We start from the raw sequence: 23,095 nt of genomic DNA on the forward strand, positions 1-23,095 counted from the left end.
TCAAGATACTATTTCTAATCTGATTAAATCGGTTTACGGCAATTTCCTAAATCGTTTTTGTCCAATAACGTGTTAAAAAAAAGGAGGCATCAGCCTCCTATGCCAACCTAATTTCAAGGCACTAAAGCTTCTTCTCAATGGTTGTTTTCTTAGAGTGAGTGTCCCCTCTATTTCTCCTTCCCTTTCAGCAATTATTGAGTCGACGAAGGGCTATTTTTTGGACCCGCACTAGCCTTATAGTTGTAAAACCAGTAGAAGCTCAGCCCGGTACATAGCCCCCAAAAAGCACTGCCAATGCCCAATAAGTCGATACCAGAAGCGGTGAATAAAAATGTAAATAGTGCTGGCTCTCGGCATTGATTATCTGCCATCGACACCGCTAAGCAGTTCATTAGCGTCGGCATTATTGCAAGACCTGCAACCGCAATAACAACTGCTTCAGGTACGGCGCTAAACAGGGAAAAAAAGGACATCCCCATAATGCCTGCTAATAGGTAAAACACCCCCGTCGAAACCCCTGCCATATAACGTGTCTTCGGGTTTTCATCTGCATTAGCCCCCATACAAATAGCGCCTGTGATGGCCGCAAGATTAAAAGCAAAACCACCAAACGGAGCCGACAATAGGCCAGCCACACCTGTCACTGTAATGACTTTTGAGGAATCGACTTGGTAGCCATTCGCTTTCAATACTGCAAATCCTAGTAAATTCTGCGAGGCCATGGTGACGATAAACAGTGGTATCCCAACACTGAACAACGAGAAAAATTCAAACTCTGGAGCAATGAATTCGGGCGTGGTTAAGCCTATCGTCACCTGACTGACATCGAGCTTGCCTAAACCTACACACATGACTAGGGCGATGATAAAAATACTTGGGATCAGCAAGTTTCCGAGCCGAACTTTGGCCAGAATAAACACCGCCAACATAACAGCAACAATATGGACTTCTTCCATCAAAGACGTAAATAGACCCAAGCCAAATTGTAATAAAATCCCCGCCAACATAGCGGAGGCGATGGATGTAGGGATCTGTTTAAGTACTTTTTCAAATATTCCGGCTAAGCCAACTAGCGTAATTAACAACGAACTAAACAAAAACACAGCCACTGCCTGATTCATCGTCAACCCTTCAAGAGATGTAATTAACAACGCTGCTCCGGGTGTCGACCAAGCGGTAACGACAGGTTTTTTGTAGTAAAACGAGAGCAAGATTGTGGTTACCCCCATACCAATACCCAGCGCCCAGAACCATGAAGCTACTTGCGCGTCAGTAGCACCTGCACTCATCGCCGCTTGGAAAATAATCGCTGCGGCACTCGCATAACCAATGAAAACGGCAATAAAGCCGGTACTAACGTGGGAAATTTTTAGTTTAGCCATGTTAATTTTTTCCTATGTGCGTTATAACGTCCATAGGTTCAATCTAGCACTTGTGCGTTATAACGCACAATCTATTTGTAGAGAAAATATGCAAAAAGAAATAAATGTTGGTGATAACTTAAAGCGTCTCCGTAGTGACAAAGGTTGGAGCTTAGATAGGGCCGCGAAAGAAACGGGTGTCAGTAAAGCGATGCTAGGTCAAATAGAACGTGGTGAATCAAGCCCTACGGTGGCAAAGCTATGGCAAATAGCGTCAGGGTTCGAGGTGTCATTTTCGAGTTTTATCACAACCAGTTCAAACAGTGAGCTTACTAGCCTATTCAGGGATGCGAATGAACTAAGGCGTGAAGAATACAACGTTGGCTTTTTCGTTAGCTTATTGTTTCCTTTCGAGCCCGCACTCGGATTTGAGATATTTGAACTGACTCTTGTCCCCAGTTATCAGCACGAATCTCCCCCACATAACCTTGGTGTTACCGAACACATTTTATGTATTTCCGGTGAACTAGCGGTGTTGTTTGATGGTGAATGGCATACATTAAAGGCAGGACAAGCCGTTCGCTTCAATGCTAACCAGATTCATGGTTACAAAAATATCGGAAAGGAAAATGCCGTATTTCATAATGTGATTCATTACCCTGAGAGTAAGCAGTAGGGGCAAATATTACGCCATTAGGAGTGTCCGCAATGTATCGTATTTTTGAATATTAATTGATTTACCCATATTAAATCTAATAGCTGTCACGTATGAAATGCTAGTAGTCTATGGAGTGTTATTTGAACAATCGAGTTGTCTTTACAGGTGGACCGGGGGCTGGAAAGACTTCAGTTATCGAGCTTTTATGCCAATTGGGTTACCAAAGTGCGCCGGAAGTTGGGCGAAAAGTTATCCAAGCCCAAATGAAATCACAAGGTACAGCGTTGCCTTGGCTTGATAAGGCAGCATTCCGAGATGAAATGGTTCTTGAAGAAATCAATAATTATGAGTGCTATAACGATGCTGAAATTACACTATACGACCGGAGTATCATTGATTCGTATGGATACAGTACGCTTGAAAAAATACCCATCTCAGAACTTTTATTATCCAAATGTCGTGAACTAAATTATTGCCGTCAAGTTTTCATTTTTCCTCCTTGGAAAGAAATCTATGCAAATGATACCGAGAGAAAACAGGACTTTATTGAAGCAGTGGCTACCTATCATGCGATGATGAACGCGTATACAAGGTTTGGCTATGACTTAATTGAAGTCCCTAAGGTTTCTGTTTTAGAAAGGGCAGAGTTCATCATTGGTAAGCTAAAAGATGGATATCAAGCGTGATTCTGCACACAAGCTACTTATGCCCTTCCTATATGGCTGATCCAGCGCGCTAAATACGCCTTATTTACTGAGTTTTAAGCCTGTAATTCTGGGTTGTTGGTCTACACAACCGTCGACAAATACAGTTAGCTTTTTCTCGTTGGTTTGCGCATCCAGCATCATGGTAAAAAGTCTGTTGGCGGCATTGGGCATCTGATTTTCCAGCGTTGGAGAAATCAGATACACGTTTTCTTTAGACGTCCATTGGCATTTTTCAGGATCGTGAAAGAGAGAGGCATCAACAGAAAAACCAGACCGACCGGATTTCCATATAATGTCCTTAACCTCTTGCTGGCCATTGGTCCAACTACCCGCTGCACTAATCGTGGGTATGAAAGAGAGAAGGGAAACAACAACAAATTTATACATAATTTCTAATTACCTTTACTCAAGCGAAGTATTCAAAGCGGAAATGCTTGATGTTTAATCCCAAGCTTTTCCATAAAACGTTCGCATGTTGCCAGATTATTGATTAATTACATCTTTAAAGCTTATGGCTGTAGAAATGTAAAAGTCAGATTTTGAATAAAGGTCGCTTTTTGCTGAGGTGATTACAAAGGCTTAGGTATAGTCATCTATAAATTAGTGGGTTTTTCAAAAAATGAGCTTGAAAAGAAAGCGGAAATCGAAACTTTTTATATGTATATACCCAAGTGACCTCAAGGTACAGGATTCAGAGCCTCATATTCTGTTTCAATTCAAGCCTTTCTACTTCAAAATCAGGAACGCAGCGGAATGACGAGTCATTTCCAAGTACTTAGACGATGAAGTGGGGCAGAATATGGGCTCCCAAGGGCGAGTTTAACTGGCTTTCATACTGTGTTATCGATTCTTGATTTAGAACCACTAGATCTTCAAATCGATGCCTTGCCTGAAAGCCAGTTAACTCTCGCTGAACCTAGCACCTTGAGGTCACTTGGGTATAGAGTTCTATATCTCATTTATCGATAAAAGGTATTGTTCGCTGAAAATTTTTCCGTACTCTTCTGTGAGAAACGGGGTTCGTAAAACATCCAGCGCTATGAACACCTAAACATTTATGTAATGTGAGTATTTATTTTGAAAACCATATTTGATCGTCTTATTTATTTTCTCGTAACGATAATAGTGTTAGCAATAGTTTCTGCTGCAATATATTTTTACATGGGTGAAAAAGAAGAACCAAAAAGGGATATTAGTAACTACGTGACTCTAATGGATGAGCTTAAAAATTCACTAAACCCTACGAAAAAATACATGGAGTTAAAAAAAGAGCACCGCTGTATAATGGAGTTTGGTTGGGGGTTAAATTTCGACAAATCTGCTAAAGCGTTAACGAGGAATCCACATTTGTTATTGCAAGATCACTACATTGATCTCGCAGCGGCAGGTATAGAAGTATCACTTAACTACGTTAAAACCATTAAGGTAGACGGAACAAATGCTTGCTTTAGCGCGTTACATTCTAAAGATAGAGTCAGAGAGATGATCAATATTGATGAAATGTGCAGAAACGAAATAAAAAAAGGATCCTTTGGTGATTTCCCTAACGTTGATTTTGATAGCTTCTCGGATGAACAAATCGTTGCAACACTTTCTATCTTAAATTCTAAATATTTAAGTGAACTCCCTTTTTCAAATACGAAGTTAGAAGAATTTTTAGGTTCTTGCAGTGAGTAGCTTATCTTTAGGGATTGGGTAGGATATTGAAATTTAATAATAATGCCAGTCAACTAATTGACTGGCATTCTACAATTCAGCAAGTTAAAGATTTAGTAATCAGGGAAGATAATTGGTCTAAACTCCGGTTTTTCTTCTGACGATAAGCTAGTTGCTGTTACTCGTGTCTGAATATCTTTCACCGTTTCAACGATCCAATTGTAGGCTCCTTCGCGACCCAAACCTTCATAGAAGGTAGCTACGTTGTGTGGTGCTGAGTAAATGTTGGCAACGGAGCTTGCTACCCCATAAATTTTGCCATCAAATATAAGCGGACCTCCACTATCACCTCTCGTGCTGCCGTATTTAGTGACAAAACCGCTACTTTCATCTAAAGAATAATTTGGATGAGAAGGAGGTAAAGACGGGTTTTCAACACTAATTGTATATTGTGTTTGGCTTATAGGTTCTCTTCTATTTTCGAACGCATATTCCAAATAATTGCACCTAGCCTCGTCTCCTTTCACACTTGGTTGGTTGTAGTAAGTATTTGAATAATTAGGGGAGTTAGGGCATTGGGAGAAATACGCCTCGATGTAATAAGCTTTAGAGTTCTCTGTTGCCGCAACTCTCGCAGGAACAGGCATCTTTTTCAATTGACCTGAAGAATACCCGAGTGGGTAAACTTCGGCACCCAATGGAATACTGCCTGAAGCAACTGGAAGAAACTCAACGTGGTCAGGTGTGCCTTCAAGCTCTAAAATCGCGATGTCGTAGTACTTTCTAGGATCATCAAAAGTGTATAAGTGGTTAATTGAATGAGCTTTAACTACTTTTCTGCTTTCACCATTTACAGTCCCATCTTTATTTTTGGAATATAGAAAATGAGCGTTCAAATTGTCGAAAGCGCAATGTGCAGCGGTTAGAACGGTGTTTGGAGCGATGAGTGCTCCACTGCACGTCGTTCCTGCACCCAGCAAGTAAACCATGTAAGACTCGTCTTGAGGTACCACTTCGACCCCGTTATAAACAGCGTGAGCTTGAGAAGAATAAACCGCTGTAATAGTAGCGATTGGAACAAAGTAAGTCAGCATGCTATTTTTTTTCATAGTTATTCCTTTGTGTTTTTTATTAAGGCGTGTAGGTACTAAGTAATATTTATTAGTAAATATTATTCTTAGTTTTATTTATTGATTTAGAAAATCTATGAAGATACTAGTTAAATAATTTTATTGTTTTTTAATTACTTTAAATTAGTTTTATTTGTGTAATTATATTTTTTATTATCTTCTTTATTTACGATGACGATATATTGATTGGGTTGAACGTGAATTTCAACTGATTGCGATAGTACGAAGTTTGTTTGTTGTAATAAAAGGAGTGGAGATCACAGGTTGGAAGTTATAAACATTAATTGACATTCTTCTAGCAGAATAAATTTGGACTTAATATCACTAAAGATAGTGGAAGTGTATTTGAAAACAACAAAACGCCCGATGCAGCACATCGGGCGTTTTAACGAATAATGCTTCAATCCATAAAAGAATGGTTTTTCAGCATTGAGCTATATCGACTAATCCAACTCAGCGAAGACAGCTTCTGCACTCACTACACCACCTGAACTAGACAGGCTGCTAAATGGAACCAAAGTTTCTGGTGAAGAAGGTTTCTTAACCAGCAGCTCTGGGTACGTTGTTGAGTAATCCTTCAGCAACTCTTTTAGCTCTTTTGCTGATAAATCAGGGTAACGAGACCAAATGAGTGCCGCGACACCAGAAACAACTGGCGCAGCCATACTTGTGCCACTGTACGCCGCGTAAGTGTTGTCTGGCGTGGTCGATAACACTCGGTGACCCGGTGCAAAAACATCAACGGATTTCTGCCCAAAGCTACTGAAGTAAGTAACCAAGGTTTCATCTGCCAATTTCGACGAAGCACCTACATCCATCCACGTAGGGATAGGGTAAGAAGCGTAGTATTTAGCGAATCGGTTTGGATAGCTTGGCTTGATGTCGTTGTCGTTACGGCTGTTACCCGCAGAGTGAACAATCAATACGCCTTTGCTGGCAGCGTAGAGGAAGGCGTTATCAACAATGTATTTGCGAGGTGAGTAGCTTTTACCAAAGCTCATGTTGATGATTTTCGCGCCGTTATCGACAGCATAACGAACCGCATTGGCGATGTCTTTATCGCGCTCATCACCATTTGGAACCATGCGTACTGCCATGATCTGTGCGTAATCTGCTACGCCATCTACACCCACATTATTTCCCCGTTCTGCGGCAATAATACCGGCGACGTGTGTACCGTGTCTGCCGACAGGTCCTTTCACGTCGTTGTTACCATAGCCTCTTTCCCAAGGGTTTCTTGGGTCGTCCATCACAATGTCTCTACGAGGATCAAAGTCTAGGTTGTAGTGGTAGTTAATGGATTCTTGATAGCGGCTTAAACGCGAATCGAGGTAGTCAAACGAGCGCCACTTTTCAAACACAGTAAGCAGACCTTGCGCGGCAACAACCACTGCTGGGTCGGAATGCGTCAGCAGTACTTGAAGCCCTTCTTTCGTGAAATCGGTGTGTTCGACAACAGCCAAAATATCGGCTTTGTACTGATTCGCTTGAACAATGGCTTGGTTAACTTCATCTAATGCGTTTTGGTAGTAGGTTACCGATTCTAAGTAATTGGCTTCCACACCTTCGTAGTAGGCGCGCTTTTTCGGCGGGATCCAGTACCCTGCTTCTTTAAGGCGGAGGTACTTTTTGTATTCACGGGTCACTTCTAGGGTGTCGTGATCCATGTTGATGCCAAGTGAGTTCCCCAAGAAGTTCCAGCCATGAACATCATCGATGTATCCATTACCATCGTCGTCGATGCCATTGTCTGGGATTTCATCTTCGTTAGTCCACAGCTTATTTTTCAAGTCTTCGTGTTCAACATCCACACCTGAATCCAGTACCGCCACAATGATAGGTTGAGGCTGAAGCGGTGGCATAAGGTGGTCGTAAACGAAATCGACACCAGAGCCTTGAATCACAGAAGAGTTTGGCGAAGCATTGAACCAATCGCCGCGGTGGGCGGCTGGGTCGCTGAACATATTGCGTGAAAGCTCATTGCGCTGAACGGGGTGAGAAGAGTGATCTTCAACGATGGTGCCTTTCACATTTTTTATGAAAGGGGAGTTGATAGGGTCTTCACCAACGTTAGCTAAGGCAGAGAAGCTGCTGCACGCGGTAACGGCTATCGCGAGCGCTGAAAGTTTATATCCTTTATTCATTGTGTTTGCATCCTTTTATCATTATGTGCTTAAAAAGCGACCTGAAGATAAAATGGATAGAGTTGAATATCATTCGCCATGTTTATGAAATGCGCAACTGATTCCATAATGCAATGTATTTCATATGAAAAGTACCATACTCAAGAGACCTCAAGATGCAGGATTCAGAGCTTTATATACTGTTTCAGTTCAAGAAAAAGAATGCAGTGGGATGACGAGTCCTTTCCAAGTTCTTTGATATACATCCCTTAAATGGGAGGCATAAGCCTCCCATTATTGTTCTTTAAAATCAGTTTGTTAGAGCAATTTCTTTAGGCTCGGGGTATTAGAGCACTTTTTTAATCGCTGCTTCTGCACAAGCAACATCAAGGTGACCACCCGGAGCACCACCCACGCCGATTGCGCCGATGATTTGGTTATTCACTTTGAGTGGAATACCGCCCGCCAATAGCAATAGGTTGTCGTCCATGTCTTTCAATGGTTGCAGAATCGGTTTTTCTGAAATGGTCTTCATTAGGTTTGCTGTTGGTTGCTTCATGCTCACAGCGGTGAACGCTTTCTTACGTGAGCTTTCTAGTGTGTGAGTGCCTGCGTTGTCAGCGCGAAGCTGCGCCACGACTCGTCCGGCGGTATCCACAACCGTGGTGCTCACACGGTAACCTTGTGAATGGCATTGGTGTACCGATTCCATCGCTAATTTAAACGCGGTTTGTGAAGCAATGTTAGCGACGTTCACGGTCTTATTTTCTGCGGCGAAAGCATTGGTGCTCATCAATCCAGTTAACGTAAGTGCAGCAGCTAGAGCAGTGTGTTTGATGTTCATTTTTTCTTCCTCATTATTGACGGTTTTTGTTTGACGAACCCATCCTATAAGAAGCGGAATTACGGAATGCTTTCACCAAGATTACAAACTTGTAATGTTCAAATTATCCGCAAAAAAGCTGTTAGAATTTTCCCCGAAGGTTATTAAAAAGGAAGCCAGAGTGAGAGTGTTACTCATTGAAGACGACAGCTTTATCGCTGATTTTGTTATTCAAGGTTTAGAGCAAGAAGGGTACAGCGTTACTCACACTGCTAATGGGCTAGATGGTGCGCATCTTGCCAAAAGTGAACCGTTCGATATTCTGATTCTCGACATTATGCTCCCCGGGAAGGATGGCTTTCAGATTTTATCTGAGCTTCGTGGTGAAGGGCACGCGATGCCTGTGATCATATTAAGCGCCAAACATTCGGTAGAAGAGAGAGTGCAAGGGCTAAAGGCTGGGGCAGATGATTACTTAATTAAGCCGTTTGCATTCAGCGAATTGTTGGTGCGTTGCCAAACCTTATTGCGTCGAATGTCGGTCTCGTCTACCCAAAACAACACTCTAAAATACCGCGATGTGGAGCTCGATCCTCTTAAGCGGGATTTAAAGCGCAGTGGCAAAGCGATTGCCTTAAACCAGCGAGAATTTGCGCTGGCGTATTTGCTGTTGCAGAACCCAGAAATGGTGCTGTCGAAAACCAATATTTTGGAATCGGTTTGGGGGTATCAATTCGATCCTCAAACCAACGTAGTGGATGTATTGGTTTGCCGCTTGCGAGCCAAATTGGATAAAGGCTTTGACCAGTCGCTTATTCATACTATTCGAGGGGTAGGGTATGTCCTCAAAGCAGAACATTGAGTTGGCGCTGCAACAAGCCAAAAAGCAGCTGTTTACCCAGTTTATGACTCTGCTATTTGGAGGCTTGGTGGTGATCTTAATGTTGATCGGCATTGTGTTTTTCTTCGACTCGTATCAAGAGGAGAAGAAATATCTGCACAGCTTATCGACGGAGTACCAACGCATTCTTACCTACGAATCGGACGAAAAATTGGTGCATGTCATCGAATCTAATCAACAGCGATTGTATGAAAACCATATTGCTGTGTATTTGTCGGACGAGAAAGGTGCGCTGAATTATCTAGCGGGTGATGAATTTCCTATGTACGGGCTGGAAAAGTCGGTGATGGATTGGGATTCTCAGAATTTTGCTTACTTTCTCACGCAGCCTCATCTCGCGATTCAACTGACGGGCAAAAAACAGGTCTTTCGCTTAATAGTGGATTTGAATTCTCGTTATGCTTCGGCGTTAAAAAACTGGCTGATCACGTGTTTTTCTGTGGTGCTATTGGCATTGATCACTGCTCTATTGGTGCATCGGCTGTTAACCAAAACATTGCGCCCGTTATCCCATCTAGCAGAGGATATTCAACGCTTAGATGAAGGCAATTTAAGTGACATCGCTACAACCCACGTAGGGAACGTGAATGGGGGGTTTGCTTTGCTTTACAGCAGTGTTCATAACATGTTGAGCAAGCTGACAACCTGCATTACGACACTCGATAGAACGCTGGACGCCATTGCACACGATTTACGAACACCACTGACTCGCATTCACTTAACCGCAGAAAAGGCGCTGTCTCTCCCTAACCTTTCCCCAACACCAGAGCACCTTATACAGTCGAATACTACGCTTACCCAAGCCCTTAGCGATTGCGCAGAGAACTCAACCCAAGCTAATAACTTGCTCACGGCACTAATGAAGCTTAATGACGAGTTAACGGGGAAAAAGCCAACCCTGTTGGAAAACATCGACCCCAATACCATCGTGAAAACGGTCGCAAGTTGGTATGAAGACATCGCAGAGGTAAACGGTATTACGTTGAATCTGGAATTGGCGGATAGCCATTTAGCGAAAGCCGATGCCAATAAGCTAACGCAAATTATTGTTAACGTGTTGGATAATGCTTTGAAGTACACGCCAGAAGGCGGAACCGTGACCCTTTCTACGGCGATTAATACGGCACACCAATACCAAATTTCTATCGCAGACACGGGTATTGGCATTGAGCCGGAATTCCATGAGTTGATCTTTAAACGTTTATTCCGAGTCGACGAAAGCAGAAACTTAACGCACGGCTACGGGTTGGGGCTGTCGTTAACCAAAGCCATGGTTGATAGCCTAAATGGATTGATTTCAGTGGAGTCGGAGCTGGGAAAAGGGAGCTGCTTTAACATTGTGTTAGAAGTGGTGGAAGCGTAATTGATTTATCAGCAAGTCCATCAGCCGCTAGCACTAAGTTTTGCTAACGGCTGATGTTTCTAAGAACTAGGACGATGCCTGCTCTTTCAAGTTTTCTTCACCATCAGGTTGCGCACTATCTTTCGACCAGAAATACGCCAGCACGGAACCAGAAAGGTTGTGCCAAATCGAGAAAATTCCAGCGGGTAGCGCTGAAAGGGGCGTGAAAAACTTAAGGGCAAGCGCGGTGGCGAGCCCAGAATTTTGTAAACCCACTTCGATGGCAACAGTTTTACAGGTAGTTCTGTCAAACCCTAATAAGCGGCATGCGCTGTATCCTGCGGCTAATCCTACCCCGTTGTGAATCACCACGGCAATCAATACCCAAGCACCGACATCGGCAATTTGATCTCGATTTAGTGCTACGATAATCGCAATCGCTAACACAATGGCAGCCATAGAAATCAGAGGTAAAACTGGGCTAATTCGTTCGATAGGCTTGTGAAATAAATGATTGATCAACACACCAATACTGACAGGCACCAGCACAATTTTAATGAGGCTGAATACCATTTGAGTGACAGGTACATCGACTTTAATACCCAAAAATAGGTCAACAAGAAACGGTGTCATTAACACGCCTAACAGGGTAGACACTGCCGTCATGGTGATAGACAACGCGACATTTCCCTTTGCGAGATAGCAAATCACGTTCGATGCTGTTCCTCCCGCCACACTGCCAACCAAGACCATGCCGATGGTGAGAGAATCGTTCATATTGAACGCTAAGGCGATGATGAATGCGGTAAGAGGCATTACCGAGAACTGGAGAAAGACACCCACCCCGACAGCTTTTACGTTAGAAGAAAGACGACGAAAATCTTCTAATTTAAGCGTTAGCCCCATAGAAAGCATGATGATGGTGAGTAGAGGAACTATCTGGCTTTTTAGAGGAACGAAAATATGAGGTACAGAAAAAGCCGCCACTGAGCCCAAGATAGCCCATAAGGGAAACCAATTAATGATTGTTTTAAGCATAGTGAATATATGTGTGTTAGTTCATTTGGACGATCGATAATCCACTAAATTTGCTGTGGTGTATAGATCATGACCAGAAAACAGAGGGAAGTGTTGTTATGAACGATTTTCACTGGTGCCTTAGCACGTAATTTCCAATTGATGGCGATATAAATCCTAATTTAGATGACTGTCTCAGTTGAATAGAAACTGACCGAAATTGAACTGCTAATTAAGGTAAAGCAATCCCATTTTCGACTGTTTACTCTGATTTATAAATGCAATTAGTTTCATTGGTGCGTAACTTTGATTGTGAAAAAAGAAGCCATGCTCACATGGTATTCGAACTATCAAATTTGTTAGTAATAACAAATATTTATGTATCATATAAATTAGAATAATCACAGGAAAACAGTATGTTAAAGAAAGTACTAGGTTGCTGTATCGCCGCTTCATTTGCGGTGATTTCAACGTCAGGCTACGCACAAAATAATGAAGAACAAGGCTTTACTTCAGAAGGTCAAACGCTGGCACCTTTGGTGTCTGCACCTGAAAGCCAAGGGGTCAAAAATCAGTACATTGTGGTATTGAAACAGCCTTTCTCAGTGGCAAGTAACCCTGAATCAATCCAAACCTTTACTCAACAAACGGTATCAAGCTTAGTGACGGAGCAGGCTGTGGAGGTCGACAAAGTGTTCGACCGTTCAATCAGTGGCTTTGTTGCAACGTTATCAGAAGATCAGCTTGATTCGCTACGTGCCGACCAGCGAGTCGAGTTTATTGAGCAAGACCGAATCATTTCTATTGATCCTCTTATCTCTGCCAATGCAAACCAAGGGAGTGCAACTTGGGGGCTAGACAGAATTGATCAGCGCAATCTTCCATTGAATAGCAACTACAGTTACAACTACGACGGCTCAGGTGTTACCGCGTACGTCATCGATACGGGTGTGACCAATACACACCCAGAATTCGGCGGTCGCTCCGTTTCGGGTTACGACTTTATCGATAACGACGCCGACTCAACCGACTGTAACGGTCATGGTACACACGTTGCAGGTACCATTGGCGGTGCGAAATACGGTGTCGCGAAAAACGTGAATATTGTTGGTGTCCGAGTCTTGAGCTGTACTGGTACCGGTTCTACTTCAGGAGTTATCGCCGGTGTGGACTGGGTAGCGGCAAACGCGTCTGGTCCATCTGTTGCCAATATGAGTTTGGGTGGTGGCGTGTCTACGGCATTAGATCGTGCAGTGGCAAACGCTGTGAAATCAGGCGTGAGTTTTATGCTGGCAGCGGGTAACGACAATGCCAATGCGTGTAATTCTTCACCAGCTCGTGCCGCTACTGGTGTAACGGTAGGTTCAACGACTCGCAGTGATAGCCGTTCAAGCTTTTCTAACTGGGGTAGCTGTGTGGATGTCTTCGCTCCGGGCTCTAGCATTACATCGGCTTGGTATGACGGCAGCTACAAAACCATCAGTGGTACATCTATGGCAACACCACACGTAGCCGGCGTTGCAGCGCTTTACCTGCAAGCAAATCGATACCTTTCTCCTGCTGCGATTTCTAACTTGATCACTCAACGCGCGACAGTCGGTAAGGTTAAAGACACCAAAGGCTCTGTGAACAAGCTGCTTTATAGCCTGAGTGACAGCAATTGTGAACCCGATTGTGCAAACCCAGGTGATGGCAAGTTAACGAACGGTAAGGCAGAAACAAACATCAGTTTAACTCAAGGTGGACAAGAGCATTATTACATTGACGTTCCTGCTGGCCGACGCCTATCTGTAACGATAAGTGGTGGAACAGGTGATGCTGACTTGTACACGCGTTTTGGCGCCAAACCGACAACCAGTTCATGGGATTGTCGTCCATACCGTAACGGCAACAGCGAAACCTGCACCGTAACTAGCACGAAAAGCGGTCGCTACTTCATCATGTTGAGAGGGTACCGAGCAGCCAATGGTGTGAGTTTGAAAGCGAGTTATTAGAAGATTAACGCAATTTTTAGATAACTAAATTTTACCTTTTAAGGATGGTTTACTCGCTAAACCATCCTTTTCTGTTTTCCCTCTTAATATACCCAAGTAACCTCAAGATGCTTGGTTCAGCGGCTTCCTTACCAAAGAATAGGGAACTGGCTTTCAGGCAAGGCATCGATTTGAAGATCTAGTCATTCTAAATCAAGAATCGGTAACGCAGTATGAAAGCCAGTTAAACTCGCCCTTGGGAGCCCATATTCTGCCTCACTTCCTCGTCAAAGAACTTGGAAAGGACTCGTCATTCCACAGCGTTCTTTTCCTTGAATTGAAACAGAATATGAGGCTCTGAATCCTGCACCTTGAGGTCACTTGGGTATAGACACTAACCCTTACGGTTACCTAACAGCCAATTTCGGAATGCTTCCACACTTGGGAGATGCTTTTTCTCTGCTTTGTAAACCAAGTAATAAGCACTGTTGGCGGTCATAGATGCATCACTGACTTGAACCAATTCGCCATTGTTAATCTCTTTCTGCACCACAATTTCTGGTAACAAAGCGATGCCTAAGGATGATATAGCTGCTTGCTTAAGCATAAAGAAATGCTCAAAAGAAGGGCCTGATGGATTGAGACTAGGTGTTTGAGTCGCTTGTGCCCAATGGCTCCAAGTGTGTGGTCTTGTCGAGTGTTGCAGCAGTGGTAACACTTGAAATGGATCTTGAGTGTCACAGCTTTTCAATAGTTCTGGGTTCGCGACGGCAATCGTTGTTTCGTCAAAAACTTTTTCTGATTCTAAATTTTGCCAATAACCATCACCGTAGAACAACCCAATATCTATGAGTTCACCTTCCAAGTCTGGTGAGCGGTCTGCTGTGACAAAGTTCAATTCGAGCGACACCATTTGAAGTTCAATAGAAGGGTAGAGGTCGAAGAAATCAGGCAGTTTAGGGATGAGCCAATATGTCGCTATGGTCGGTAATACCCCAAGCTTAATTTTTCCTCGGCTTCCTCCATACGTAAGAAGATCGAGTGTTGCTGACTCAATTTTGTCGAATGATTCTCTTAACGCAACAAGGTAGTTTTCGCCTGCTAAAGTCAGCTGCAGGCGTTGTTTAACGCGGTTGAAAAGAGCCATCCCTAGTTTTTCTTCAAGTGCGGCGACCTGTTGGCTTATTGCCCCTGGTGTTACAGACAATTCATCGGCTGCTTTCGCAAAACTTTGGTGGCGTGCAGAAGCTTCAAAAGCACGAAGACCGTTAAGTGAAGGGGTGAGTCGTCTAGGTATATTCATTAGTTTTTCTATTTAATTGCTCAGAAAAGATGGTTTTTATACGAAAAGATGAATAGCTAATATATATAACAGCAAAGTTGCTGTACTTTTTCAACAAGGAGATCCTATGAAGCTAACGCCATTTCACGTTGCGATTCCAGTTCGCCATTTAGAAGAATCCCGCCAGTTTTACCGCGATGTATTGAATTGCAGCGAAGGTCGCAGTAGCGAATGCTGGGTCGATTTTAATTTGTATGGTCACCAACTGGTGATTCACTTCGACCCGTCAATAGGCGAAGAAGGAAAGATACGCCTGCATCATAACTCCGTAGACAGCCATGCCGTACCCGTTCCACATATCGGTGTTGTACTGGAAATGGCAGATTGGGAGGCATTAGCCACACGCCTAAAAGAGAAACGCGTTGAGTTTGTGATTGAACCTTACGTGCGCTTTAAAGGACAGACGGGCGAACAAGCCACCCTATTTTTCTATGACCCAACGGGCAATGCGCTGGAATTCAAAGCGTTTAAAGACATTGAAAGCCAACTGTTTGCTGCGGACTGAAAAACGTGAGTATTGGCTAAATAGCAACAAGCATGTCGTAGGCTTCTTTTTGGCTGGAAGACAATAAAGCTAGGATGGACTGATCATCTTCCATTGTACGAGCAATGGCGACGGTGCCGATAACCAGCGCCGTAATTGCCAGTACTTTGCCTTCGTCGCATTCTTTGTATCGCCTCACATAGTTAAGAATCGTCTGGTTCATGTTTTGATAGATACCTGAAAAGGTCGATTTTGCACCAGAATCTTTTGTTGAAATATCGGTAGCAAAAAAGGCGAGAGGGCAAGGTGTTTTACCTTTTACGTGTTCAATACTGAGGTAGGTATTTAACAAAAATTCTACCCACTCTTGAGGTGAAAAATGTGTTGGCTTTTGTTGAGCCAAATGTGTTTCGCTTGCTCCCTTAGACAAAGCGCTTTCGTACAGTTCTGCCTTACTTGAGAAGTGGGCATAAAATGCGCCTCGCGTTAAGCCGCAATCTTTCATCACCATATCAATAGTGACGAAATCAAATCCATTTCGCGAAAAAAGGTGAAAGGCACTTTTTAGGATCTTTTCGCGGCTCTTTTGCTTATGTGCTTTTGTATAAGGCATCGCTTTTTTTTAATATGTTCTTTAACATATTTTATATGCTACCTAGTATCCCGTTTACAGCAAGTTAATTGGGAGATAAACGTGAGCAGCTATAAAGTGAAATGCCATTGTCAAAAGGTTGAGTGCGAGATTTCTCTGCCTGTTTCTACTGTAGTGCAGTGCCACTGTCACAATTGCAGGAAGATGCAAGGAAGTGATTACAGTACGTGGGTAGCCGTACCCAATGCACAGTTTAAAGTGATGAAAGGCGAAAGTTTCCTGTCGCGCTACGAAGTGAGTCAACGCTCAAGCAAAAGCTTTTGTACCCAGTGTGGGACAACGGTATTTGCCATTAATGGGAAACACTTTTTAGATCATAAAATGGTAATACTAGGGTCGATAGAGCTTTGTACGTCAGAGCATTATGTGTCAGAGCTTTTCCCTCAAATGCAAGTGTACACCCAAGACAAAGCCCACTGGGTATCTGTTCATCCTGAAGTGCCTGTATTTGCGGGGGAAAATGAAAATGGAAAGTAGGATGGAACAGTTGAAAATAGCCATAATTAGGCATGGCAAACCGAGTTCGGTATCCAACGATGTTGTGGACGCATTAGGTTTTGAGAAATGGGTACAAGCCTATGATTTGTCTGATGTGGATACCCGAAGTCTGCCACCTTTAGAGCTACAGTTAGAGCTAGAAAAGAGTTACTCAATAAGCAGCGATCTGAATCGCGCTCTGCATTCTGCTCGGCTTTGTGCCAATAAAAACGCCGACTGTATTTTAAAAGAATTGAGAGAGTTTGAAATCCCTTGTTTCCGTTGGCCATTTAGGCTTTCTATTGGCAAATGGTTATTATTTTCTCGCCTAGCTTGGTATATGAATATTGTCGGTAAAAGTGAATCGAGACGCGTGGGCCATGCGCGGTTAAGGAAGGCGGTTGATCTCATTGAGGAAAAGTCATTAGAACAGCCCAATATCGCAATATTTGGGCATGGTTTGGCAAACAGATTTATAGCAGCAGAGCTTAAGCGTCGTGGTTGGACAGTGGCTTCGAGTGGTTCGGGGTATTGGGGAACCATACGGCTAGTTAAAGCATTGAGTTGAGTTTTAGTCTGGGCATCACTTATACAAACTGAACTTTTTGGTTATCGCCTGAAGTGACCGAATGCCACAATGTCACAGGTGAGTTTGAATATTTAGTTCGGGTTGAGACTAATGATCAGAAAAGCTACAAAGCTTTCCATTCTGAAACATTGGGGATGTTGCCTTACATTGCAACCATGACGACACATGTTGTGATGGACTCGCCCAAAGATGAGCGTGAATAATAAATTAACAGTTTTTCCTATTATATTTTTATGGAGTTTAGTGATCTTTATTCCAGTCAAAATGGTGATTGGTTTATGTTGAAAATAATAATCAGATAGCTTCTATTATTTTTGAGGGTTATAAAAGTCCAATTAAATCGAGCAAAAATACAACTTTTTGAAAAATAAGATGAATTTTAATTGGAATTAAACTCATATAATCTACCGTTAAATACGATTGTTTTTCATTTTAAATTAGAGAAATCTAAATTTATTAACGTATTGATTATTAATTATAGTTTTCATACATGTAATTCAATGGCTTACATTGGTGGGGTGAATCTCTTACATTTTTGGAAGAAATACGCCTATTGATACTTATTTTTCTAATGAGCTACATTCGACTTGGGAACAGTCCCAAATCAAATGGAGAAATCAGAATAATGAAATTTTTTAAACTTCTTAGTCTAGCGGCTATGTTGGCGACCTCTGCTGCATCAGCAAACAATGCAATCGTATTCCCAGGCTCAAATTCAGCGGTTGGTGATGCACCTATCGTTTTTCCTAAAGCGAAAACACCTGTGCCAATTGTTGGTGGTTACACGTTAGAAAACGGGTTACTGACTGCAAGTACATGGAATTGCGGCATTAACTTAGAAGATCTTGATATGGAAGCGAAAGTTCACTGGGAAGGCAATACACCACAGCTTCTTATTGTTGGGGACTACCCAGAAAATATGTGCCGTGCTGCTTTTACTGGTGAGTTTACATTGGATCTAACACAGTTCATCCACAACACACCTGTGCACATTTTGGATCGATTGGAAGTTGTGACGAACCCTCGCTTCCGTTAATTTCCTAATTTTCCTTAATCAATAAGTTAAAACAAGCCAGTTTCTCCCCCTTACTGGTTTGTTTTTTTCGTCTTTGGGCAGCTTGATTATGGAAACAAATGTATGGCTTAATCCCTGAATAATACAGCCGAAATAGTTTAATGTATAAGTCTCAGGGAGATGGGTCATCGTATGGAAGAACGTCTAAAAAGCCTTATTGAATCTGTACCGGAGCTGATGGACACTGCAATGGTATGTCGTGATTTAGGGTTACCGAATTTTTACATTGCAGGCGGTGCTATAACTCAAATCATCTGGAACAGTCTTTTAGGGCGCCAGTTTTTAGATAACGTGAAAGATTTTGATATTGTTTATTTCGATTCGGAAGAAAAACTTAGTGAACAAGAGTACGAAGATGCCGCTCGTATAAAGCTCAATCATGACGTAAAAATAGACATCAAAAATCAAGCGAATGTGCACCGTTGGTATCCTCAAAAATTCGGCACTGTCATTCCACCTTATACGCGGGTCGAACAAGGCATCGATTCATGGTTGTCGGCGTTTTCGATCGGCTTTACCTTAGATAAATCTGATCAGGTTTCTATCTATTCTACGAAGGGATTGAGCGATGCGTTTAATATGCTAGTGAAGCCGAATAAAGTAGCAATGACCGAAGCGAGTTACCTCAAAATGACCAAAAGCTTTAAAAAGCGGTGGTCGACTATAACTGTTGAACCTTGGGCATAATAGGTATTATTTTCTTAAAGCTTGCGGTGGTCTTCCTGTCCAGCTTTTAAAGCCTCGTCTGAAATTACTGGCGTCGCTGTAGCCTAATCGATGGGCGATTTCATCAACGGATAACTCGGTATGAACCAAATACTCTTTCGCTAATTCACAGCGAACTTGGTTCAATAACACTTGGAAACTAGTGCCGACTTTTGCCAACTCTCTACGAAGGGTTCTAGAAGAGCAGCCAAAGTGGGTGGTTATGTCTTCTATAGAGGGAAAGCTTCCAGCGCTTTGATACAACATAGCTTTGATTTGATTGACCAGTAAATGAGGTGATTCAAGCGTATCAATGATGGCATCGCACGATGTAAGGCATGCCTTAAGCGTGTCAGAATGATGAGATTTTAAAGGGTATTGCAAGATGTCAGCATGAAATCGAAGTTCAAATCGAGGGCTATTGAATTGAGTTTGGCAGCGGAATCTATCGCGGTATTTATTTGCATAGATAGGCTCTGCATAAGGGACGTGTAACTCGATAATTTCAAGCTTATTTTTGGTCATTGCCTCAAACAGTGAGACAATAGCGCTTAGAAAATACTCCGTACAAAATGGCAGTAATTCACCAATGTCTAACGTATTTTTGATGCAAATGGCGGCAGTTTCACCTTCAATCGTCACTTTTACAGCAAAAACAGGTCCATTCAATCTTAAGTATTTAAAGCCCGTTCTGACGGCCTCCTCAACCGATTGGCTGCATAAGATGGCGTAGCCCAGAACACCAAAGTGGCTAAACTTCGCGAATTCTCCCAGAGTTAAGCCTAGCCCGTCATTAGCCAGCATCTGATTCACTTTGCTAAACAATACTAATTTATCTGAGTAGGTAATTTGGCATTGCGGATTCTGCCAATCCAGTGTTTCCAACCCAGTACTTTTCAAAAGTTGAGCCGTGTTAATACCGCGTTCGTTCAGCACATTGAGCAACAAGGCAACATCCAGTGTGCCCAGTTGGTAGCGATGATCGGTTGGAAGGTATTCAGCAATAACGGTCATTGGGGTCGCGCTTTCTTGAGTTATCCGAAGCTTGGGTATTGGATACTCACAAATATCGGAGTATTCATACTGGCTCGTTTGGGTATAGACTAAGTCCATCAACCCATAATGTATAGTCGAACCTGTTGCGAAGAAAAATCACCATCCGAACTTATACTCGCTCCTCACAAGGGCACAGCCATACCTATTACCAAGTACTGATTCCGACACGTGGATTCATTGATTTAAAAATGGATGGTGAGCCACTGAGCCTGTCTTACGGTGATTGTTTGGTGATTCCACCAGATTGTTACCATGAATTTCAGGCGCGGGAAGATTTTCGGTTTTTGGTGGTTGATGCAGCCGACCTGCCTGAAGCCTTAGTTGGGCTAAACAATGCGGTTATCCCATTGAATGAGGCAGCAAATAACTACGTTCAGTTTATTGAAAAGCAGCTGGATGCCGATTTTAGCAGTGAGGTTGAAAATCAAATTCTTGCGTTGCTGTTTGAGTTGTTAGCGATGCAGGATCTGAACAGTAAAATCGATCTTCGAATCAAAAAAGCGGTGCAATTCATTAATCAAGATATCGCTAAGAATCACACCATAAAAGAACTGGCAAACATTGCTTGTTTAAGCCAAACGCAGTTCAAGCATTTGTTCCTCAAGCACATCAAACTCACGCCACTGAAATACTTAGCCAAAGTCCGTATGGAACGCGCCCGAATTTTGCTCAACAACACCGACTTGCCGATTAACCAAGTGTCTGAAAAGGTCGGCTTTGCTTGCCCATCCTCCTTTACTCGAAGTTTTTCTGCGTACTATTCCCTTTCACCTAAACGCTATCGATCTCAAATAACGGAATAATGGGTGTTTGGCTCACGCCCTAGATTCGCTCACTTCTACTTGTCGTGCGTTTCGTTTGCGATAAAGCACAATGGATATCGCTACGATACCCATTCCGCAGAGAGAAAATAAACTGAGTGTTTCCCCAAACAAAATATAGTTAAACAGATACGCGAGCAAAGGAACGGCGTAGAACAAGACACTCACGCTGTCGGCGTTTTCACTTTTGATCATATAGAGCAGTAAAAACAGTGCCCCAACGGAAACAACAATACTCATCCAAAGTAGGGATACGATGAATCCAGTACTCCAGGTTATCTGCCAGCCTGTGGAGAGCGCGATTACGATGAAGATAGGCATTGAGAACATGCTTTGGTAAAGCATAGCTTGTGCTGGATTGGTATGAATGTGGGCTTGTTTGATGGTGCCGTATGTCATTGAGATTAGGGTTAGTACCGCAAATACAATACCGATGCCAGAGACGGATTCAATGCTTTTCGCACCCAAAATCGCAATACACAACCCAATGAACCCCAATACTAATAAGCTGGTTTTAATGGTATCGAGTGGCTGCTTACCCATTAAAGGGGTAAGCATAGGCTGCAACCCAAGCACTAGGGTAACAAGAGCTGGCGACATGCCTGAACCAATAGCGAGAATGTAGAAGGTGACGTAAAACACCTGCAGCATTAAACCAACAATCGCAATGCTTTTGAATTCACTCAAACTTAGACGAGTAAACGCCAATTTGCCTCTGGTCGCCATAACGCTCAAGATGAGGAGTAGACAAGTAAAAGAGAGCATCGAGCGAGCGGCTAGGAAGCTCCATTCCGACGAATATTGCAGCCCCACCTTCACCATAACCGCACCGCTGCTCCACATCAGCAGAAATAGAATAGGCGCTATGGCACTGAGTGATATATGAGTACGCTTCATGGTTTAGTTCGCTTGGGTCTTTTAGTTGGCTTTCAATATATCGCCTTTTCAACACTCGAAATTTTCCCATAAGACGGTTTTTTGTTTCGTGAAGACGAAGCTTCCACAGAAAGAATGTGTTCGATCTTGGAGTGGAATGAGCGAAAAGTGTGAGTTAACTAGCTAACATGTCCGAAATTGACCTCCTATAGAAGAGCATTTCCCGCCAAACTGTTAACAGTATGTAAACTATGCTGGTTTGAAAATGATCGTAACGCGCCTTGCACCTGAAACACTTATTGCCGCGAATGGTAAGCCTCAATATGGGCAGTTTGATGGCATACCCAAACAACTCGCAATCGAAGAGTTTGATTACCGTAATACTATGGATGGAAAAGCGTCGGCGTTGAGGCGGTATTTCCACTATAAGCAGTTTCAGTTTGTCAGTGTGATTACCGATCGCTACGTTATCGGGGTAGCGATTGCAGATATCCGATATTTGGCGTCGGCTTTTTGCTATGTCTACGACATCGAGAAAAACGAACTGATAGAAAACAATTGGTTACGTCCATTGAATTGTGGCTACGCAACGGCACCATCGCCTTATACCAGCTTTGCTCACATAGCTTCAAAGCAGATTCAGTTCCATCTTTTTGAAGGTGGTTGGCAGGTGAAGCTGAACACCAAAAACATCAAAGCCGATTTAACCCTGTCTGCACCCAGTGGAAGCTTACCCTTGGCGATGTGTACGCCTACGGGTTACACCGGTTGGACATACACCCAAAAACACAACGCTCTATCTGTACAGGGAATACTGGAGATTGGCGGCGAGCCAGTCCCTTTAGATTTCGCTTTGGCGGGGTACGACTTTTCAGCAGGGTATATGAGGCGTGAAACCAGTTGGCGCTGGGCAAGTATCAATACTCGTTTGGGTGAAACCACTTTGGGTTTAAACCTCGCGGCAGGGGTTAATGAAACGGGAAGCAGCGAAAATGTGTTGTGGCTAAACGGCGAGAGGCATTTTCTTTCGAATGTGCATTTTGAGTTCGACCGCGATAGTTCTGATCAAGACAACATCGATCAACATTGGCGAGTTTTCTCTGAAGATGGCTGTGTGGATTTGGTTTTTAAACCATTAAACAAACGCAGCGAAAAGTTGAATCTTTGGTTACTAAAAAGCAATTTCAGGCAGTTTGTTGGGCAATTTTCTGGCTCTATTAAAGATAATCACGGGCAAGTGCATCATCTCGATGAGGTACTTGGATTAACAGAAGACCATTTCGCGCGCTGGTAGGTTCGATGTGCTAGTGCAGATAAGGACGAATTC

General features: G+C 42.9%; 23 protein-coding genes and 1 pseudogene. 14 read left to right on the forward strand and 10 right to left on the reverse strand.

The features are described 5' to 3' along the window. Positions 1 to 191: 191 nt before the first annotated feature. The gene (locus LDO37_RS19890; RefSeq protein ID WP_126609794.1) at positions 192 to 1,382 is read right to left on the reverse strand and encodes a benzoate/H(+) symporter BenE family transporter; all 1,191 of its coding nucleotides are present in this window, start codon (positions 1,380 to 1,382) and stop codon (positions 192 to 194) included. An 88-nt stretch (positions 1,383 to 1,470) separates the two neighbouring features. On the opposite strand from LDO37_RS19890, the gene LDO37_RS19895 reads away from it, so the two are divergent. Next, on the forward strand, positions 1,471 to 2,037 hold the full coding sequence (locus tag LDO37_RS19895) for a helix-turn-helix domain-containing protein (protein WP_126609795.1): 567 nt from the start codon (positions 1,471 to 1,473) through the stop codon (positions 2,035 to 2,037). Between the two features lie 122 nt (positions 2,038 to 2,159). Further along, positions 2,160 to 2,705, forward strand: coding sequence for an AAA family ATPase (locus LDO37_RS19900; RefSeq protein ID WP_126609796.1), 546 nt, complete (start codon positions 2,160 to 2,162; stop codon positions 2,703 to 2,705). Between the two features lie 60 nt (positions 2,706 to 2,765). Here LDO37_RS19900 and LDO37_RS19905 read toward each other — a convergent pair whose 3' ends face one another. Next, complete coding sequence (locus tag LDO37_RS19905; RefSeq protein WP_126609797.1) at positions 2,766 to 3,113, reverse strand: hypothetical protein; 348 nt, start codon at positions 3,111 to 3,113, stop codon at positions 2,766 to 2,768. A gap of 690 nt (positions 3,114 to 3,803) precedes the next feature. Here LDO37_RS19905 and LDO37_RS19910 point away from each other — a divergent pair. Beyond that, on the forward strand, positions 3,804 to 4,403 hold the full coding sequence (locus LDO37_RS19910) for a hypothetical protein (protein WP_224055772.1): 600 nt from the start codon (positions 3,804 to 3,806) through the stop codon (positions 4,401 to 4,403). Positions 4,404 to 4,495: 92 nt separating this feature from the next. Here the strand turns inward: LDO37_RS19910 and LDO37_RS19915 are convergent, their stop codons facing one another. The 3 genes from LDO37_RS19915 to LDO37_RS19925 form a co-directional block, all read right to left on the reverse strand. Beyond that, positions 4,496 to 5,491, reverse strand: coding sequence for a trypsin-like serine protease (locus LDO37_RS19915; RefSeq protein ID WP_126610246.1), 996 nt, complete (start codon positions 5,489 to 5,491; stop codon positions 4,496 to 4,498). 464 nt (positions 5,492 to 5,955) lie between these two features. Continuing rightward, positions 5,956 to 7,656, reverse strand: a complete 1,701-nt coding sequence (locus LDO37_RS19920; RefSeq protein ID WP_126609374.1) for a S8 family peptidase — start codon at positions 7,654 to 7,656, stop codon at positions 5,956 to 5,958. Positions 7,657 to 7,981: 325 nt separating this feature from the next. Next, positions 7,982 to 8,479: a GlcG/HbpS family heme-binding protein gene (locus LDO37_RS19925; protein ID WP_101110243.1), complete on the reverse strand. Its 498-nt coding sequence runs from the start codon at positions 8,477 to 8,479 to the stop codon at positions 7,982 to 7,984. A gap of 160 nt (positions 8,480 to 8,639) precedes the next feature. Between LDO37_RS19925 and LDO37_RS19930 the strand changes: the two genes are divergently transcribed. Together LDO37_RS19930 and LDO37_RS19935 are read left to right on the forward strand one after the other, a co-directional pair. Beyond that, complete coding sequence (locus LDO37_RS19930) at positions 8,640 to 9,320, forward strand: response regulator (RefSeq protein WP_101110597.1); 681 nt, start codon at positions 8,640 to 8,642, stop codon at positions 9,318 to 9,320. After that, positions 9,298 to 10,722: a sensor histidine kinase gene (locus LDO37_RS19935; RefSeq protein WP_126609375.1), complete on the forward strand. Its 1,425-nt coding sequence runs from the start codon at positions 9,298 to 9,300 to the stop codon at positions 10,720 to 10,722. Before LDO37_RS19930 ends, LDO37_RS19935 begins: the two co-directional genes overlap by 23 nt. Positions 10,723 to 10,788: 66 nt before the next feature. Here LDO37_RS19935 and LDO37_RS19940 read toward each other — a convergent pair whose 3' ends face one another. Continuing rightward, complete coding sequence (locus LDO37_RS19940) at positions 10,789 to 11,739, reverse strand: bile acid:sodium symporter family protein (protein WP_126609376.1); 951 nt, start codon at positions 11,737 to 11,739, stop codon at positions 10,789 to 10,791. Positions 11,740 to 12,134: 395 nt separating this feature from the next. Between LDO37_RS19940 and LDO37_RS19945 the strand changes: the two genes are divergently transcribed. Then, on the forward strand, positions 12,135 to 13,712 hold the full coding sequence (locus LDO37_RS19945; RefSeq protein ID WP_126609377.1) for a S8 family peptidase: 1,578 nt from the start codon (positions 12,135 to 12,137) through the stop codon (positions 13,710 to 13,712). 373 nt (positions 13,713 to 14,085) lie between these two features. Here LDO37_RS19945 and LDO37_RS19950 read toward each other — a convergent pair whose 3' ends face one another. Continuing rightward, positions 14,086 to 14,994, reverse strand: a complete 909-nt coding sequence (locus LDO37_RS19950; protein WP_126609378.1) for a LysR substrate-binding domain-containing protein — start codon at positions 14,992 to 14,994, stop codon at positions 14,086 to 14,088. A 106-nt stretch (positions 14,995 to 15,100) separates the two neighbouring features. Here LDO37_RS19950 and LDO37_RS19955 point away from each other — a divergent pair, with 106 nt between their 5' ends. Then, positions 15,101 to 15,538: a VOC family protein gene (locus LDO37_RS19955; protein WP_126609379.1), complete on the forward strand. Its 438-nt coding sequence runs from the start codon at positions 15,101 to 15,103 to the stop codon at positions 15,536 to 15,538. A gap of 16 nt (positions 15,539 to 15,554) precedes the next feature. Here the strand turns inward: LDO37_RS19955 and LDO37_RS19960 are convergent, their stop codons facing one another. Then, positions 15,555 to 16,130 (reverse strand): TetR/AcrR family transcriptional regulator, encoded by a 576-nt coding sequence (locus LDO37_RS19960; protein WP_126609380.1) that lies wholly within the window; start codon positions 16,128 to 16,130, stop codon positions 15,555 to 15,557. An 81-nt stretch (positions 16,131 to 16,211) separates the two neighbouring features. On the opposite strand from LDO37_RS19960, the gene LDO37_RS19965 reads away from it, so the two are divergent. The 5 genes and pseudogenes from LDO37_RS19965 to LDO37_RS19985 all read left to right on the forward strand — a co-directional run bounded on the left by LDO37_RS19965 (position 16,212) and on the right by LDO37_RS19985 (position 18,997). Then, positions 16,212 to 16,646 (forward strand): GFA family protein, encoded by a 435-nt coding sequence (locus LDO37_RS19965; protein ID WP_185829913.1) that lies wholly within the window; start codon positions 16,212 to 16,214, stop codon positions 16,644 to 16,646. 1 nt (position 16,647) lies between these two features. After that, positions 16,648 to 17,214: a histidine phosphatase family protein gene (locus LDO37_RS19970; protein ID WP_185829914.1), complete on the forward strand. Its 567-nt coding sequence runs from the start codon at positions 16,648 to 16,650 to the stop codon at positions 17,212 to 17,214. A gap of 50 nt (positions 17,215 to 17,264) precedes the next feature. Beyond that, positions 17,265 to 17,438 (forward strand): annotated as a pseudogene (locus LDO37_RS19975) (Lrp/AsnC ligand binding domain-containing protein); the annotation flags it as partial. 422 nt (positions 17,439 to 17,860) lie between these two features. Beyond that, on the forward strand, positions 17,861 to 18,271 hold the full coding sequence (locus LDO37_RS19980; RefSeq protein ID WP_126608553.1) for a hypothetical protein: 411 nt from the start codon (positions 17,861 to 17,863) through the stop codon (positions 18,269 to 18,271). Positions 18,272 to 18,442: 171 nt separating this feature from the next. Further along, a complete protein-coding gene (locus tag LDO37_RS19985) occupies positions 18,443 to 18,997 on the forward strand; it encodes a nucleotidyltransferase family protein (protein WP_126608554.1) in 555 nt (184 codons plus the stop codon). 6 nt (positions 18,998 to 19,003) lie between these two features. Here the strand turns inward: LDO37_RS19985 and LDO37_RS19990 are convergent, their stop codons facing one another. After that, positions 19,004 to 20,029 carry an AraC family transcriptional regulator gene (locus LDO37_RS19990; RefSeq protein WP_126608600.1) on the reverse strand — a complete coding sequence of 342 codons (1,026 nt, stop codon included), beginning with the start codon at positions 20,027 to 20,029 and terminating at the stop codon, positions 19,004 to 19,006. Positions 20,030 to 20,154: 125 nt separating this feature from the next. Between LDO37_RS19990 and LDO37_RS19995 the strand changes: the two genes are divergently transcribed. Continuing rightward, complete coding sequence (locus LDO37_RS19995; protein ID WP_126608555.1) at positions 20,155 to 20,874, forward strand: AraC family transcriptional regulator; 720 nt, start codon at positions 20,155 to 20,157, stop codon at positions 20,872 to 20,874. Positions 20,875 to 20,886: 12 nt separating this feature from the next. Here the strand turns inward: LDO37_RS19995 and LDO37_RS20000 are convergent, their stop codons facing one another. Continuing rightward, positions 20,887 to 21,789, reverse strand: a complete 903-nt coding sequence (locus LDO37_RS20000) for a DMT family transporter (RefSeq protein WP_126608556.1) — start codon at positions 21,787 to 21,789, stop codon at positions 20,887 to 20,889. A 244-nt stretch (positions 21,790 to 22,033) separates the two neighbouring features. Here LDO37_RS20000 and LDO37_RS20005 point away from each other — a divergent pair, with 244 nt between their 5' ends. Next, positions 22,034 to 23,062, forward strand: coding sequence for a DUF2804 domain-containing protein (locus tag LDO37_RS20005; protein WP_126608557.1), 1,029 nt, complete (start codon positions 22,034 to 22,036; stop codon positions 23,060 to 23,062). Positions 23,063 to 23,095: the final 33 nt, after the last annotated feature.

It is taken from the genome of Vibrio penaeicida, assembly GCF_019977755.1.
In the GTDB taxonomy this organism is placed as follows: domain Bacteria; phylum Pseudomonadota; class Gammaproteobacteria; order Enterobacterales; family Vibrionaceae; genus Vibrio; species Vibrio penaeicida.